The organism is Candidatus Neomarinimicrobiota bacterium, assembly GCA_016784545.1.
In the GTDB taxonomy this organism is placed as follows: Bacteria; Fidelibacterota; UBA8477; order UBA8477; family JABMPR01; genus JABMPR01.
The window spans coordinates 1-16,692 of record JADHUM010000071.1 but is presented as its reverse complement, the minus strand read 5'-3'; the positions used below and the strand labels follow the sequence as shown (position 1 = coordinate 16,692).

At 45.7% G+C, this 16,692-nt stretch carries 10 protein-coding genes; all 10 read left to right on the top strand.

The window, feature by feature from the left end; all coding sequences use genetic code 11:
* Positions 1 to 1,954, top strand: a 1,954-nt coding sequence (locus ISR87_14020) for an endonuclease (protein MBL7026557.1), incomplete at its 5' end; no start/stop codon positions are given.
* 313 nt (positions 1,955 to 2,267) lie between these two features.
* The gene (locus tag ISR87_14015) at positions 2,268 to 4,379 is read left to right on the top strand and encodes a T9SS type A sorting domain-containing protein (GenBank protein MBL7026556.1); all 2,112 of its coding nucleotides are present in this window, start codon (positions 2,268 to 2,270) and stop codon (positions 4,377 to 4,379) included.
* A 549-nt stretch (positions 4,380 to 4,928) separates the two neighbouring features.
* On the top strand, positions 4,929 to 6,107 hold the full coding sequence (pgsB, locus tag ISR87_14010; GenBank protein MBL7026555.1) for a poly-gamma-glutamate synthase PgsB: 1,179 nt from the start codon (positions 4,929 to 4,931) through the stop codon (positions 6,105 to 6,107).
* A gap of 160 nt (positions 6,108 to 6,267) precedes the next feature.
* On the top strand, positions 6,268 to 6,717 hold the full coding sequence (gene pgsC / locus ISR87_14005) for a poly-gamma-glutamate biosynthesis protein PgsC (protein MBL7026554.1): 450 nt from the start codon (positions 6,268 to 6,270) through the stop codon (positions 6,715 to 6,717).
* Positions 6,710 to 7,828, top strand: coding sequence for a poly-gamma-glutamate system protein (gene pgsW / locus ISR87_14000; protein MBL7026553.1), 1,119 nt, complete (start codon positions 6,710 to 6,712; stop codon positions 7,826 to 7,828). The genes pgsC and pgsW overlap by 8 nt, the downstream gene beginning before the upstream one ends.
* 169 nt (positions 7,829 to 7,997) lie before the next feature.
* Positions 7,998 to 8,873, top strand: coding sequence for a hypothetical protein (locus ISR87_13995; protein MBL7026552.1), 876 nt, complete (start codon positions 7,998 to 8,000; stop codon positions 8,871 to 8,873).
* Entirely contained in the window at positions 8,873 to 9,904 is a 1,032-nt protein-coding gene (locus ISR87_13990) for a hypothetical protein (GenBank protein MBL7026551.1), read from the top strand. The genes ISR87_13995 and ISR87_13990 overlap by 1 nt, the downstream gene beginning before the upstream one ends.
* 29 nt (positions 9,905 to 9,933) lie before the next feature.
* Positions 9,934 to 11,010: a hypothetical protein gene (locus ISR87_13985; protein ID MBL7026550.1), complete on the top strand. Its 1,077-nt coding sequence runs from the start codon at positions 9,934 to 9,936 to the stop codon at positions 11,008 to 11,010.
* A gap of 3 nt (positions 11,011 to 11,013) precedes the next feature.
* Entirely contained in the window at positions 11,014 to 15,513 is a 4,500-nt protein-coding gene (locus tag ISR87_13980; GenBank protein MBL7026549.1) for a hypothetical protein, read from the top strand.
* Between the two features lie 52 nt (positions 15,514 to 15,565).
* The coding region (locus ISR87_13975) for a hypothetical protein (GenBank protein ID MBL7026548.1) at positions 15,566 to 16,692 on the top strand (1,127 nt) is incomplete at its 3' end.

The following is a 16,692-nucleotide window of genomic DNA, read 5'->3' as shown; positions in this document are numbered from 1 at the left end:
GATCCCAATTCTGATCTTTTCTCAAATTCCCACGGGTTATTATGATTCTGCCGAAAATTTAGAAGGTTCTGAGCTTAAGAGCGCCCTCCATGACATTATTAGTGATCATGTGAAATATCCCTATACATCCACCTCAACCGATGTATGGGATATCCTCAAGGAAACCGATGAAGACCCCAACAATTCTGACAATGTGATCTTAATCTATACCGGCAGATCCCAGGCAAAAACTGAAAATAGTGGTGAAAGTAGCTCCACAGGGAGCAACCGCTGGAATCGCGAGCATGTCTGGTCAAAATCTCATGGTTTCCCAGTGGAAATAGATACCGCTTATACTGATATTCACCACTTGCGTCCTGCAGATGAGAGTGTGAATTCCAGTCGCAGCAATCTCGATTTTGATAATGGCGGTGAAGCCCATGTGGAAGCTACTGAATGCTCCTATGATAGTGATAGCTGGGAACCTCGAGATGCGGTTAAGGGCGATGTTGCCCGAATGATGTTCTATATGGTGGTCCGCTATGATCCAGGCTATCACTCAGATAACTCCCTCTATGATCTTGAGCTGGTGGATTATACTGGTGTGGACATAGGCGATCCTCCAGGTGAACCGCTTTTTGGAAAACTATCCACCCTGATACAGTGGCATCTTCAGGATCCTGTGGACGCCTTCGAGCAAAATCGCAACGAAGTGGTCTATGGTTACCAGGGAAACCGCAATCCATTTATTGATCATCCCCTGTGGGTTGATTCCATCTTCAGCCCTCAACTATCCAGCAATACAAGAATAGATTTTGCCGGCAACAGTCTCAGCATTGAGGAGAGCAGTGGCTCGGTTATAATTGAACTATCCATCATCAATGCCGATCCGCTGGAGGCGACCCATTGCGAGGTCAGTTTAACAGGTGGGTCAGGTAGCCTCAACGATCTCATCGATTTTACCACTGCTTCTATCACTTTTCCTGGAGGATCTTCTGATTTACAGTCATTCCAGGTCCTCATAAATGATGATGCCGAAGTGGAGCTGGAAGAGACCTTTATATTCAGTATTTCCAATGTGACTGGCGGAGACTCTGCTTCAGCAGGGGGGAATAATAGCTTTGTTTTATCCATCCTTCCCAACGATCAGGTTTCAGCCATACCAGGTCTCATTATCAGCGAAGTCATGGATGGTAATCGTAGTGGGGGACAGCCCAAATTTCTTGAGATTACCAATGTCACCGATGAGTCCATTGCTATCGGGGATTTCCAGATCTGGCGGGGCAGTAATGGGGGAGATGCAGCTTCCGTTATGCAAATTCCTGCCAATACGCTGTTAGGCGCTCATTCATCATGGGTGATGGCAAATTCAGCTGCAGGTATGGCAGGTGCCGGTTTTGATGCTGCTGATCAGGTATCCAGTGCCATCAATGGGAATGGCAACGATGTCTACCAACTACACTCATCAACTGGACAATATATTGATGCCTTTGGTCTGGCAGGTGTAAGCTCAATCTGGTATGAAAATAGCTTTGCTCAGAGACACCCAAATATTTTGAATGGTGGGGCCAGCTATTCTGCTGACGAGTGGACCATCACCGGCTTGGGAGTGGATTTTCCAGCAAATGGGAGTCCCGGTACCCCAGGCAGTCACATCTCAGATCCCTGGGTATCTGTAGTGGATCATTTCCATCCCCAAACACCACAATTAATCAAGATTTATCCCAATCCGTTCAACGCTGGAACCTTGATTACCTTTCATATGTTTGACTCCAGTCATGCCACCCTTGATGTTTTTGACATCCGGGGTCAATTCATCACGTCTCTGGTGAACGCTTCCTATGCACCGGGCAGTCACCAGATCCAGTGGCAAGGTACCAGTGCCAATGGTACAGAATTACCCAGCGGAATCTACTTAGTCCGGCTCGTTACCCCCACGGCAACACAGGTGCAACGGCTTAGCATTCTGAGATAAGCACTGACTCCACAGGGGAAATAATGCTTGATGGGGTCTTAGTTCATCTGCGATTCTCATGGCGTTTACAGCAAAGGCCCTCCATAACTACCATTTTGATTAATTAAACAATATAGCTAAATTCAGGTAAAATTTTCACAACTGCGCATGGAGCAATATGTGTCGTAAATTATTATATCAGTGTGGGCATAGTATGTGCAAGGACCCGTTTGCATTGTCCAGTAATAAGGGCTGGAGTATGATGTGAGGGCACTTGGACGACGTAGCTGCCATAAAAAAATCAGTTCTAACTAATGAGGTGGGGATAACAATCATGAACAAAACTCGTCTATTGATGCTGTTGCTCTTATTGGCTGGCGTTACCAACGCACAGTGGTCCTGGCAAAACCCGTTACCACAGGGAGATTTTCTTAAATCAGTCCATTTCATTGATCAAAACACCGGCTGGGTTGCGGGTCAAGCAGGCGAAATGCTCAAAACAACTGATGGCGGATTAGCCTGGGTCAATCAATCAACCGGAACGGATAAAAATTTATTGTCAGTCCATTTCATCGACCAAAATATCGGCTGGGCTGTGGGGTATAGTGGCACGATATTGAAAACCAGCAATGGAGGGTCTGACTGGACACCTCAAACCAGCGGAACAGACAGTGATTTATTATCAGTCTATTTTACGGATCAGAACAACGGTTGGGCAGTGGGACAGTACGCTACCATACTAGCTACAACAAATGGAGGACTTGAGTGGACGCCTCAAACAAACGGAGCTGAGGACAATTTAGAAGCTGTTCGTTTCGTCGATTCAAGTATTGGTTGGGTTGCTGACAGGAGTGGCACAATATTGAAAACAATAAATGGGGGAACAGACTGGACGGCTCAATCAAGCGGTACCAGCAATGCTTTGCATTCAATCTATTTCGCTGATGAAAATACCGGCTGGGTTGTGGGACGTGAAACCATATTGAAAACAACCAATGGAGGAACAGATTGGGTATTCCAATTTGGTGGTTCTGATGAATTTTATCACTCCGTCCAATTCATTGATGAAAATACCGGTTGGGTTGTTGGTTGGAATGGTACAATATTAAACACATCAAACGGCGGTACAGACTGGTCTGCTCAGTCAAGCAATACAAACCGTAATTTAATATCTGCCTCTTTTTCTGACCAATATACTGGTTGGGCTGTGGGAGATTATGGTACGATGTTATATACAACCAATGGAGGAATAGACTGGATAACGAAATCAAGCGGCACCATCGCCTGGCTAGAAGATGTCTATTTCGTTGACCAAATTAAGGGTTGGGCTGTTGGGCAAACCGGCACAATTATGAACACAACAGATGGGGGGACAAACTGGATTGTCCAGCCGACTGGCACTAATATTTGGCTACAGTCGGTCCATTTCATTGATCAAAATATCGGTTGGGCAGTGGGAGATAGTGGTGCCATATTTAAAACATCAAATGGTGGCGCAGACTGGGCGGCTCAATCAAGCGGTACTAACAATAGGCTGGAAGCTGTCTGTTTTGCGGACGAAAATAACGGCTGGGCTGTTGGCTGGAATGGCACAATTTTAAACACATCAAATGGAGGCGCAGACTGGGCGTCTCAATGGGGTGGAACAAATAACTTGTTATGGAATGTTCAGTTCATCAATCAGAATACCGGTTGGGCTGTTGGACAAGCCGGCACAATATTGCACACAACCGATGGAGGGATGTACTGGTCATCACAAGTAAGCAGTACAACGAATCCTGTATATTGTATCCATTTTATCGATGAAAATATCGGTTGGGCTGCTGGAGGGTCAGGTAGTTATCCCTGGGCCGTGATTTTAAAAACAACCAATGGAGGAACTGACTGGACACCTCAATCGAGCAACGGTACGAGCAATTCCTTGTATTCAATCTTTTTTACTGACCAAAACACGGGGTGGGCTGTGGGAGATTACGGTAACATGCTAAGCACAACAAACGGAGGAACAAACTGGATCCCTCAATTAAAAACAACGGGCATTTCTTTAAAGTCAGTTTATTTCATCGATCAAAATACAGGTTGGGTTGTGGGCTCTAATGGCACAATATTACACACATCAAATGGGGGGGCTGTATTTGTTGATGAAAAGCATGAGCCAGCACAGCCAAAGGGCTTTTATCTGAATCAAAATTATCCAAATCCATTCAATCCGACTACCACTATACGCTACGGATTGCCCGAAGAATCAACCGTATCATTGATTGTGTATAATGTTCTGGGAAATGTAATTATGACTTTCGAACCTGATACTAAATCAGCAGGTTGGCATTCTGTTCAGTGGAATGGCACCAGCCAGGATGGGACACCCGTCGGAACAGGAGTCTACATTGCCAAGCTACAAGTTGGAAGTTATTCGAAGGCAATAAAGATGGTTTATTTGCGATAAATACCGATCAAACTAAACAATAGTCACAAGGAGCCCCAATTTCAGGGGCTTCTTCATTATGGTGACCGAACCTCCTCACCCTTCGACCTGCCTCCGGCAAGGCAAGCTCGGCTTCTTTGACTCAATATGAGTACGAGATCGCCGCGTCTTCACGAATTCCCCGCATGAGGTGTGTTGCGAAGAGCTTGCTCGAATCCTCCTTCTGGTGTCTTTGCGATGGAGCGATAGCGACGGAAGTAATCCCCCAATTGGTTGCCCGGAAAGAGAGATCGCTTCACTCCCTACGGTCGTTCGCGAAGACTGGCTTCTTTCTAACCTCCCAACCTGCTAGCCCCTAGCGTCAAACTCCCAACCCCGCAACCTCCAAACTACCCTTAAACATTGGACCTTCGACCTTTCGACTTTCGACTTTCGACCAACTCTATAAATGACATTTTTATGTCTTCTGGAAAAACTCCCTTTTCAATCTTACTAAACATTGTGTGAAAACTATATTTTGTCCTCGAAATTGGGAGGAGTTGGAAGGGACTAAGGGTCTAGATTCTATTTATGGATGTTGTTGTATTTTCTTTACTTATCATGATTTTAACAGTGCTTGCTGCTCTTACTGGAGAGTGGTGGGTTCATCTCCGCGCCCTGAAACGCATCCCCATACGTATTCATGTCAATGGAACTCGGGGTAAATCCAGCGTTACCCGACTCATCAGTGCAGGTCTCCGAGAAGCTGGTTTTTCCGTTCTGGGGAAGACCACTGGTTCCGATCCCCGCATCCTGGATTTAGAAGGCAAAGATCGTAAAATTCATCGCCTGCAGAAACCCAGTATTGGGGAACAGGTTCGGTTTTTAAGATATTTTTCACAGTTTAGACCCCAGGCTATTGTTCTGGAGTGCATGGCTGTTCAACCTCAATACCAGTGGATCACTGAGCAGCGTATGGTGAAATCAACCCACAGTGTCATCACCAATGCCCGTCTGGACCATTTAGAGGAAATGGGACATCGTCTCCGCGACATCGCCATGTCTTTATCCAATACCATCCCCTTCAAGGGTACACTCTTTACCGCCGAACAGGATAAGCTTGATATATTCAAGGAAGTCGCAGCCAAACGAGGTACTGAGTTAAATGCCGTCACTGGTCATGGGGTTAGTCATGAAGATATGCTGGGATTTAACCATATCGAGCACCCTGAAAATGTGGCTCTCTCTATAGCCGTCTGTGAATCACTGGGTATTCCCAGAGAACAGGCGCTGGAAGGAATGCGTAAAGCTCAACCTGATCCTGGTGCCCTGCGAATCTGGGAACTGGAAATGGATGGTCGCCATTTCTCACTGGTGAATGCCTTTGCTGCCAACGATCCACAGTCGACCAAAACGATCTGGAACATGATCAAGGAACATCCAAGTCTTGATCACGAACATACCTGTGCCTTTTTGAATACCCGCTCGGATCGAGTGAGTCGGACGTCACAATTACTGGAACTGATTATGAAGGATATCAAACCAGATTCTCTTTTTGTCCGTGGTGACAAGATGGAAAGATTTGAGAAACCTTACTTTTCAAAGGTAAAGGGCCGCGTGGAACAGTTCTCAGAGAATGGGAGTGCCGCTGCTTTCGCTGAAAAATTACTCTCTCAAAAAGGCAATACTCTGATTTTTGGAATTGGAAATATTGTTGGCAGTGGTTTTCAAATACTGGATGAATTAAAGAAATATCGGATTCATAAATGACTACTAGTGCCGGCATGGATGAATGGGTAACCTTGAGTATGCGATACGTCGACCAGCTCAGCAAAACGCACACCCAAGTGATCACCCTCTGTAAGGGCAGCTATATTTTTATCTCTGCGCCCTCCGCGCTCTTTGCGGTTATAAAATATGAGAACTTTTCATGATTGAAATTGCCATAGGGCTGGGCATCATACTGAGTCTCTGGCTGACAGAATGGCTGGGGGTAACCGCTGGTGGTATCATCGTACCTGGCTATATCGCCATGTATCTGCATGATCCATTGCGGGTGATTGCAACATTTTCCATCTCAATTCTGGTTTTTCTCATTGTCCAGGGCTTGTCGCAGTTCCTGCTGATCTATGGCAAACGCCGCCTCGTGCTTTCACTTCTTCTGGGATTCTTCTTTGGATATATCTCCAGAAATTATCTGGCTATAGAGTTCCAGGCCCTGGGTTGGGATTTTTATACCATTGGTTACATCATTCCGGGACTGATCGCCTCCTGGATGGATCGTCAGGGAATTGTGAGAACTTTAAGTGTTATTCTCATCACCGCCAGTATCGTACAGTTGGCCGTCATGCTTATCAGCGGTGGGGTGATTCATGTTTAGACCAGCCATTCAACGCATAGAGGTTTTGGTTGTCATGGCTATCATTTCCCTGGTCGTTTTTTACACAGCGAGTTCCTTGACTGTGGAGACTCGCCAGGCTGCCTATGATATCAAAATTGCAGCAGCCCAGCGTATGGCCACTGCCATGCAAATATTAAAGGATAGTCGTGGTAAATCTGCAGTCTTTATGGATGATATCAATGATCCCAACGAAACAGGCTTAATCGGTCGTCAGTTTACCTACATCACAACAGATGAGGGTGATCTGGATGCCAAAATATCCGTCCTCGACCCCAATGTAGCTGCCATGATGGTAGATTATCTAACTCAGGCAGGTGTTTCAGCAGGGGATAAGGTCGCTGTGACCCTCACCGGTTCCATGCCTGGTGGAAATTTAGCAGTGGTTTGTGCCCTGGAAGAAATGGGCGCCGCACCATATGTCGTGGCATCCGTAGGTGCCTCGCAGTGGGGTGCGAATATTGAGGATTTTACCTGGTTGGATATGGAAAAGGTTCTCTATGATACATCAATTATTTCTTTCAGATCCAGTGCGGCAAGTATGGGTGGAGGTTCAGATATTGGACGACGGTTGAGTCCCCGAGGACGTGAGCTCATCCAGGAAACCATTACCAGAAATGAGGTTGATTTCATTAATAGTGAAGACCTCGCTGATGCAGTACAGCGTCGTATGGATCTATTTGGTACCCACGGACCTATCGATGAGTACAAGGCATTTGTTAATGTGGGTGGAGGTGCCGCTGTACTTGGTGATGCTGCTTACGCACGGCTGATTCCACCTGGCTTAACAGAACGGATGCAGTTTGAATCCATGCGCAATGGGGGTGTCATGGCGAACTTTGGTCGTGAAGGCGTACCCGTAATCCATGTACTCAATATTCATTCCATGTTCGCCCAATTTGATTATCCCTATGCGGCTACACCCACCCCAGAACTTGGTGTTGGCTCCTTTTATGCCAGCGAAAGATATAATCCCTGGACCACCGCTCTGGCATTAGCGCTGTTGTTAGGTATGGTAATTACCGTTGGTCTCAATAGTAAACGCAAGATAAAACATCATTTAGAAAAATATGAACCGGACTCTTATGTTTGAGTCAAAGGTCGAAAGTCAAAGGTCAGAAAGTCGAAGGTCGAAGGTAGGGAATAGGATAATATGAAGAGGAACACAATTATGTTTAATCGATTCAAAAGCTCCTTTCGTAGGCTTTGTGTTTTTCGTTGTAAAAATGAAAGTTCTCTCAGCATGTCACAGAGGAGTGAGTGTGAGTAATAAGATGGCTTATATCAAGATTGTTTTATCCCTATTGATTTTTGGAAGTGTCTCCGCTGGTGTTATAAAGCCGCAAGATGCGAAAAATCAGCGCGACATCCTGATTGTGTCAGGGAACCGCAGTTCTTACTACACACTTGATGGCCAATCCCTGGTATATAAAGTCAAAGGTCCCCAGAGAATAAAAATTTATTCCCGTGCTGTTCTTAATAGTAAAAAAGGCGATTCAAAATCATTTGGATTTGAAATTCAGCTCAATGGGAACCAACCACTCCAGGTAAATCACCAGCAAAAATATAGCAAGGGTGTCAAATCGCCTCAACATCCCAACCATTTCTTTAGCAAATCTGGTATTGATTATATCAGTGTTCCTGCAGGTGTGAACGAAATAACCATTAGACCTAAAAAGCGCGGCGAGCGGATTGTTGTTCGTGTCCTTGAGGACAGAAACGCACCGAAGGGTAAGAAAAAGCGTGTCGATGCACTTTCTGAAGAATCGCCGATCAAGCTCGTATCCAACGGGAAGTATCTCAGTTATTATGCCATGAGCAAAGATCATCCACTTTTTGTAACCATGAAAGGCCCTGTCAATCTGGAGATCACCAGCCGCCTGGGTTTTGGTCCACAAATGGGACGCGAGGAAGATTACCGTATTCAGGTTCTGGATAATGGCAAGGTTGTTGGTACTTACTATTTCTCAACGGATCGCTCTGAGGTCACTACCGTAGATGGTCAAAATGGAGTCGTTCCTGGCAGCTGGCGCAGTTGCGATGTGAAGCTGGGTAAAGGTATGCATGAAATCAAACTCAGACTTATGGACGAGAACCGCCAGGTCTTTATCAAGTTAAATCAGATTATTGGAGACTAGTGCGACGTTTACTACTTATAGGTCTCCTGTTCGGGCAATTATTCTCACAAAGTCTTATTCAGAGGCTGGCAGCCCCCATATTCTATGAACTGGGTTTCGAGCCCAATTTCCAAAGCAACCCCCTCAATCTTTCTGATGTTGAAATCCTTAAGGCCACTGAGGATTCAGACTATTTAAATGGGATTGACAATTTCTCCAGCAATGTTGTTTCCTTGTCAGGTGATTTGAATTATGCACCACGTTTGATTGGCGGACGGAAATCAAGATTCAAGCTTAATCTAACCCACCATTACTATCACGACATCCCTCAGCGCAGTTATAAGAGCTATTCCATGTCCCTTCGACAATCCCTGGGAAAATACAGATATCTGGACCTGGGTTATTGGATTTTACCTGAATATTACTTGAGAAATTACCGCATTCAGGATAATCGGACCCTGGAAACCAGCCGTGAAGTGTGCAATTTTGGAACAGACCGCATCTGGTTGGGTCTGGAACACCGGATTTCCAGAAAGAATACCATTGAATACACGCTGGCCCTGCGCAATGAGATTTACCAGGCACCATTTTCACATTATGACCTGAGGATGATGGAAGGTGATCTTAGGGTCAATTTGGGACAATATGATCTCTTCACTTTAAGCACTGAACTTCAATATGGTCTGGCGGAAAACGATAATAACTATGATGACAAAGATCGATCCTACAAATACTTCAACATTCGTCCTACGCTTACCTTCAATTTACCCGGGGAACATCGTATTCGGCTGTCCACACGGTATGAACAGCGTGCTTATGACAGTGAACAATATGATGATTTGCTGCACGCGGGTCGTTATCAAGATGAGGTCCGCATTGAGGTTACAGCATTGCCAAATTTAAGCGGACCGTTCATTGTGGAGCCCTTTGCTGGCTATCGTGAGCGTCGGGTAGACTCCAGTGATCCAGCAGTTGCTGACCTGAAATCCTTCTCCAGATACTGGTTTGGTGTCCGCTTTGGATTCAAATCCGTTATAGACATGTACTTTTAATTTTTAGAAAAGATGAGTTACGTTAAGCCATGAAAAGAATAATTCTATCAGCATTTATAATATCACTGACCCTCTTACTATCTGCTTGTTTAAAGCCTGATCCAATAGAAGCTGACTTTGTAAGTGACGTCTATCTAATGGATGTGCTGGAAACAGGAGCATATGCCCGGGATGTTTATGTTGTGGATGGAAGCGTTTTTGTGGCAGCCTCCCAAATCGGCAATCAAATCTGGCAAGAGTCGACTGATGGATCAATGGAAAAAACCTTTGAACATAAATTTAGCGGTAATCCAGCTTTGAGGATGATTATTGAACCTGAAACGCGTCTCATGTTCACTTTTGACCGAGCACAGGGTTTTTACAAAAAGCTTGCCCCCGATATGGGCGGATTTGATTCCGTTTATACAGATCATCCCATTTGGATCGAAACGTCTGAATCCGGCTTATTTGGATCGGGTAGTAATGAAGATTTTGCAGTAAGAAAAATAAATGACAATTTAGTTGCCCTATATGTCATCGACCGGACATCTAATGACGGGTTGAAACAGTATTATTTCAATCGAAAGTTTAGAGCACCAGATATTCTGTATGATGGCTCCTATTATTACTGGGAGTTAAGCAATGTGGGGACATCAACAGGTGGCATTAATCTGGGACTTGATCTGCGGGATACGCTCATGGCCATCTCCCATGATGAATTGGGGGTAGGGTTATATCGATTAAGTGGGGTTGACCTGGATACACTGGCCGTCATTGATACACAGGGTGAAGCACTGGAAGTAAAATTTTACGATAACTACCTGCTCTCCGCCAACAATTGGGCAGGGATGGGGATTTTTTCAATGGGTGCAGGAGAGAGTAGTCTCACCCATTTAGCTGATATCGAAGTTGGTGGCTGGGTAAAACAGATCAGTGTCTGGAATGATATTGCAGTTTTGAGTTGTGGGGAAAACGGAATTTTTCTGGTCGATTTAAGCGACCCGGAAAATCCACAGGTTGATCAGCCCATTGATGCTGGTTACACCTACCGCACACACGTCGCTGGCGATATTATTTATGCTGCTACGCGTGAGGGGGTTAAACGCTACCACATCGAAAGCAGGTAATTAATGCGCAATTCCCTCTACACCATACTGACCCTTCTTCTGGCTCTCAATTCTTTGGGAGCTGCTGATTTAATACGCCCCACAATGGAGCTCGCTCCCATTGCTGGAGGTGTGCAAGTCAATCTGGACTTTGAGCACGTCACTGAAGCACAATGGCGGGCCATGTTGGAGCAACCAGAATCCTTTCATAATTATGGTTATGGGGTAGCAGGTGGTCCTGGTGAAGCGGCTCTACCCATGCTCACCGTATTTGTTCCTATTACCACAGAAATCACCCCATCTGTTTCAAATATCATTCGGCACGACTATGATCTCGCTGAACTATCGCTCAAAGCGACACCTGCAGGTCATCTCGACTCAGACATGCAAGCCACTGAGATTGCAGCCTACGACTGGAATCGGGTATCCAGGTCACAGACAGTGGATATTCTGGCTGGTGAACCCATGCACATCAAGGGTCAGGTCTATTTGCCCATCACGGTTCATCCCGTAGCCCTAGATCAATTGACACATGCTCTGGACGTTCCAACTTCGATTCAATTTGAGATTCTCGGTGTGAGTCTGGCAGATGCCTCTCTGGTCACTGAGGATGGGGGTATCCGCTCGGTGACACTCCCCGAGGAGCAGTTTGCCAGCAGGGGTCATTATCTCATTATTACACCACCCCAGTTTGAGCTGTACATCCAATATTTTGCTGACTGGAAAATACGTATGGGATACCAGGTCACTATTGCAGGAACTGACATTGCGGGGAATTCAGCAAGTGCCATCAAAGATTATATCCAAACTGCCTGGGACACCTGGGAAAGTCGTCCAGAGTTCCTGGTCATTGTTGGCGACGAGGATCAGGGGATTCCTGGCCATTATATTCAAAACCCCCAGGGTGATAACCTGGTGACGGATCATCCCTATGGCCTGCTGGAAGGTGATGATTCTTTCCCTGAGCTCATGGTGGGACGTCTGTCTGTAGATACCGTCTCCGAATTGATTTCATTTACATCAAAAATTGTGGCTTACGAGAGTAGCCCCCATATGGACAATACAGACTGGTTCCAGCGTGCCCTCATGATATCTACTACCTGGGGTGCTGCTTCGACTCAGGCAACCAAGGAGTGGGTTGCAGATAAAATGGTGGAAAACGGGTTTGATCAGGTCTACACAGCTTACCACCCCGATGTATCAAGTACGTCACATATCGCCAATCCAATTAATGCTGGAGTCGGTTTCGTCAACTATCGTGGTTTTGGGATGTACAACGGCTGGTTTGGTCCGGATTTTATGAGTTCAAATATTTATGGTCTCATTCATTGCGGTGCTAAAACACCAGTGATTACGTCAGTAGTGTGTGGTGGTGGTAATTTTGCGGCTGGAGCTGATGATCCCTGTTTTGGGGAAGTATGGACACGTATTGGAACCTTTTCTGTTCCCAACGGTGCCGTTGCCTTTTTTGGTCCCAGTGAGCTTTACACCCACACCCAATTCAATAATGTCATCGATATCGGCATCTATTCCGGAATTTTCGATCAAGGTCTTACCACGCTGGGTGAAGCACTCTGGAATGGCAAACTGGAACTCTGGCGAAACTATCATCAGAATACTTACTTTCCCTTTGGCCAGACACCTGAATTTTACCATCATATCTACAACCTGCTTGGTGATCCAGGCATGCAATTATGGACGGCAGTTCCCCAGAACCTGAGCGTGGAGCATATTGATACACTGGTTTCCGGTGATAATTTCACTTCAGTTTCGGTGAACGATGCTTCAGGGGAGAGCCTTGCTGGCGCCTATGTCAGCTTGAGCAATGCTGAGAATGCCTGGGGCGGCTACACAGACTCGAATGGACAAATTGTCTTGCCCTTTGTTGGCGGAGTGGCAGAGGATATAAATCTTACGGTAACTGGGAAAAATTTGCTTCCCTATTTAGCAACCATACCCATCTCAAACCAAAATCATCCCCTGGAATTAATCTCCTGGACGCTGGTAGGAGGGGGACAGCCCATCGCCAGTGATAGTACTGCCATCCTGCTTTCCCTGGAAAACCCTGGGGAGGCATTGAGCAATGTTGAACTCACCTTCACCTCCAATACGCCTGACTTTATTTTTGACGAGACGGTCCAGGTTGCTGGCATACCAGCCCAGTCAACATTTAATCTGGATCCTGTTACCATGAACATCCCAGCTCTACCACATGGCACACCTGTGAACATAGCGCTGGAAATTCAGGTAGCTGGAACGGTTTGGAGTTGGCAGAAATTTTTCACTGTCCAGGCACCCCTGCTGAGCCTACAGGCCGTGAATGTTGTCAATGGTTCCCTCCTCATTGGAGAATCAGCAGATATAGAGCTGGAATTGCTAAACAGGGGTGGCGCGTCCTCTCAACCACTCACCATCACACCTTTGGAATCGGAATTTATCACCTTTTCACCTGGATCATTAAGCTGTCCTTCCATCGATATCGATGCATGGATGACGACCTCTGAAATGATTGAAGTCTTCTTTGATGAGCTCCTCTTTCCAGGTGAACAAATTACTCTGAGTTTTGAGTGTGTGCAGGAGCACTCAATTGATACACTGGATTATGTGATTCAATTGGGTGGAGGGAACCGTTTTGGGCCCTCACAGAGGGACAACTATGGCTACCGCATGTTCGACAATTTCGATCTTAACTATTCCAAGGCTCCCGTGTATGAATGGATTGAGCTTGATGGTGCCCTCGGGGGGGATGGTAGCTTCCTGAATATCAGCGACAACTGGGAAGAAGAAGATGAATCGAGAACCATATCTTTACCTTTCCCTGTCAATTATTACGGAACCACCTATTCCGAGATTACTGTATGCAGCAACGGGTGGGCTGCTTTCGGCAACCAATCCGTGGTCAATTTTCATAACCGAACCATTCCGTCACCTATTGGACCATCTGCAATGCTGGCACCTTTCTGGGATGACCTGGCTGCCGAGCTAGGCACCATGTTTTACATGTATGATGCTGAGAACGATGCCTTTATTATTGAGTGGAGTCGAGTGCACAATCTGTTTGCCTCCAACGAGATGAGCTTTGAGATTATCATTTATGGCAATACAGAACATCCAACCATATCTGGCGATAACGAACTCAAATTTCAGTATAAAAATTATGAAAACATTGATATAGGTTCCAACTTTTCCACTATCGGCATCGAATCACCAGATTCTGAAACGGGCATTCAAGCATCTTACAATAATATCAATGATCCAAGCATTGGAGAACTCAGTGCCGGCACTGCGCTCCTCTTTACAACTGACCGTGGTGATCGCCTGGGAGACTCTGAAATCTCCTTCAGCACCACCAGTTTGAGTTTTGACCAGATTCCCTGGAGCAGTGCCCGGGATTCGATTATCATTTCAAATTCAGGAGAATCACCCCTGATCTATGAAATAAGTGTCGTTTCGGACCTTCAATTGGAGCCTGGAGTATTTGAACCCATGGATCCTAATATTACCAAATATACGCCAGATCTCCCTGGTAGCGCATCAGCAATCAGGGAAGGTAGTGATGAGTATGGCTATAACTGGCGAGACAACAATGATGAAGATGGACCAGATTATAACTGGATTGATATTGAGAATGAGACCAATCTTGTGCCGTACCAGTCGTCAGAGTTTGATGATTGTACGGTGCTTATCGAATTGGGCTTTGAATTTCCACTATATGACGATTTCTATTCAGTGGGCTATATGGGTAGCAATGGAACCGTCACCTTTGAAGGTTTCCACTCACCCTGGTATAACATTGGTCTCCCATCCAATGCGGCTCCAGGTGCGCTTCTGGCACCCTGGTGGGATGATTTAAACAATGATAATGGACCTCAGGGAACCTTTTATTTCTGGAGCAATGGTTTTGACCAATGCATTATGACCTGGAAAGACTTCCCCAAGTTTGGGACAGATTCTTTCTACTCATATCAAGTCATTCTGGATGCCTACGGCACTATTAAGTTTCAATACCAGGATGTGGGTGAAATAATTGCCAGCTCAACAATTGGCATTCAAAATTCGGATCGAAATCTTGGCTTAACAGTGCGTCATAATTCCACAACTCCTTTTGAATCAGGCACTGCTGTGGAGATACAGCGACCTATCCAATGGTTTTCCGCAAGTGGATGGACTCAAGTCCTATATCCCGGGGAGAGCGCATCCTTTATCATCGATATCCAACCCCGAAATATTGCCCCTGGTCGCTATGATACGGAACTAATGGTTTCCACCACGGCTCCCAATGCCGTTGAAACCTTGATCAACATTTCTTTGGATGTGCGTTTAGGTGAGACTCCCTTCGGTGATATTAATGGGGATTATCTGGTAAACATTCATGATGTAACCGAATTATTTGATTTTATTCTCCTCATCGAGGAGATGAGTGCTGCGCAATTTGACCAGGCAGATTTGTCTGGAGATGAATATGTAGATGTAATTGATTTGATTCTGCTGATTGAATCCATCAATACTATAAATGAACCTTAATAGATGTGGAGTTTTTAACTTCGAGTAAACCTGAAGAAAAGGCATATATATAATGAGATTTTTATTTTTACTAATAACTGTGGGAAGTGTAATCGCATCAGGCGAATTCGAGTGGATTGAGAATGGCGTGCCTGTACGTCAGGGTGTCCATATTGAATGGCAACGTACTGGTGATGTTGGTAATTCAGGCGAAATGATCTTTGGCTGGTCTGATACAAGAACTGGTGATCGTGATATTTATGTCCAGAAAATTGATACCACAGGGACCAAGCTCTGGGGTGATACTGGAGTTCGTGCCACAGTTGCTGATGGCCGTCAAGAAGATCCTGTTTTGGTTTCTGATGGAGCAGGTGGTGCCTTTTTAGCCTGGATCGATTACCGTACAGATGAGTATGGTGATGTCTATGCCCAGCATCTTGATGCAGATGGGAATTTATCCTGGGACCCTGCTGGTGTACCAATTGCCGTAAATGGTGGCTCCCAGCAATCTGCCAACATGGCCAGAGGTGCAGCAGGTGTTGCCTATGTCATCTGGGATGATGGTTCTCTTTCCGAATCAGGTGACATTTTTGGAACCGTTCTGACCCTTTCAGGCCCCCTCGCTGCAGGTGGCACCAATGGTCTGCCTGTCGTGAGCGCTTCAGGGACTCAGACAAATCACAGTATTGAAACCAGTGGCAGTGAAGTTGTTGTGGTCTGGCGTGATACCAGAGATACCAATGATCCGGATATTTATGGTCAAAGACTGGATGTCAGTTTTACTGGTCTGTGGGGTGAAAATGGAATTCTCATCTGTGGAAATGCCTCAGATCAGGTCTATCCCAAGGTTGCACCAGCTGACGGAGACAGGGTTGCTGTCTCATGGCTGGATGATCGAAATAATATTAAAACAGACATCTTTTCCCAACTGCTTAATTCAGACGGCAGCCCGGCCTGGTCAGCTGATGGGATAGCGGTAACAAATCTGCCCTCAGAACAAAATTTTAGTCGTGTAAAATCCAATGGAGTGGATAGAATTTACTACATATGGGAAGACTTCAGGAATAATAGTACTGATCCAGATATTTTTATACAAGCTTTAGATTTGAATGGTAGCCCTGTGTGGTCAGATGGGGGAACCCCCGTTGTTCAGGCTGATCTTAAACAACTCCAACCTCGTTTTACCATGGGTGATGAGGG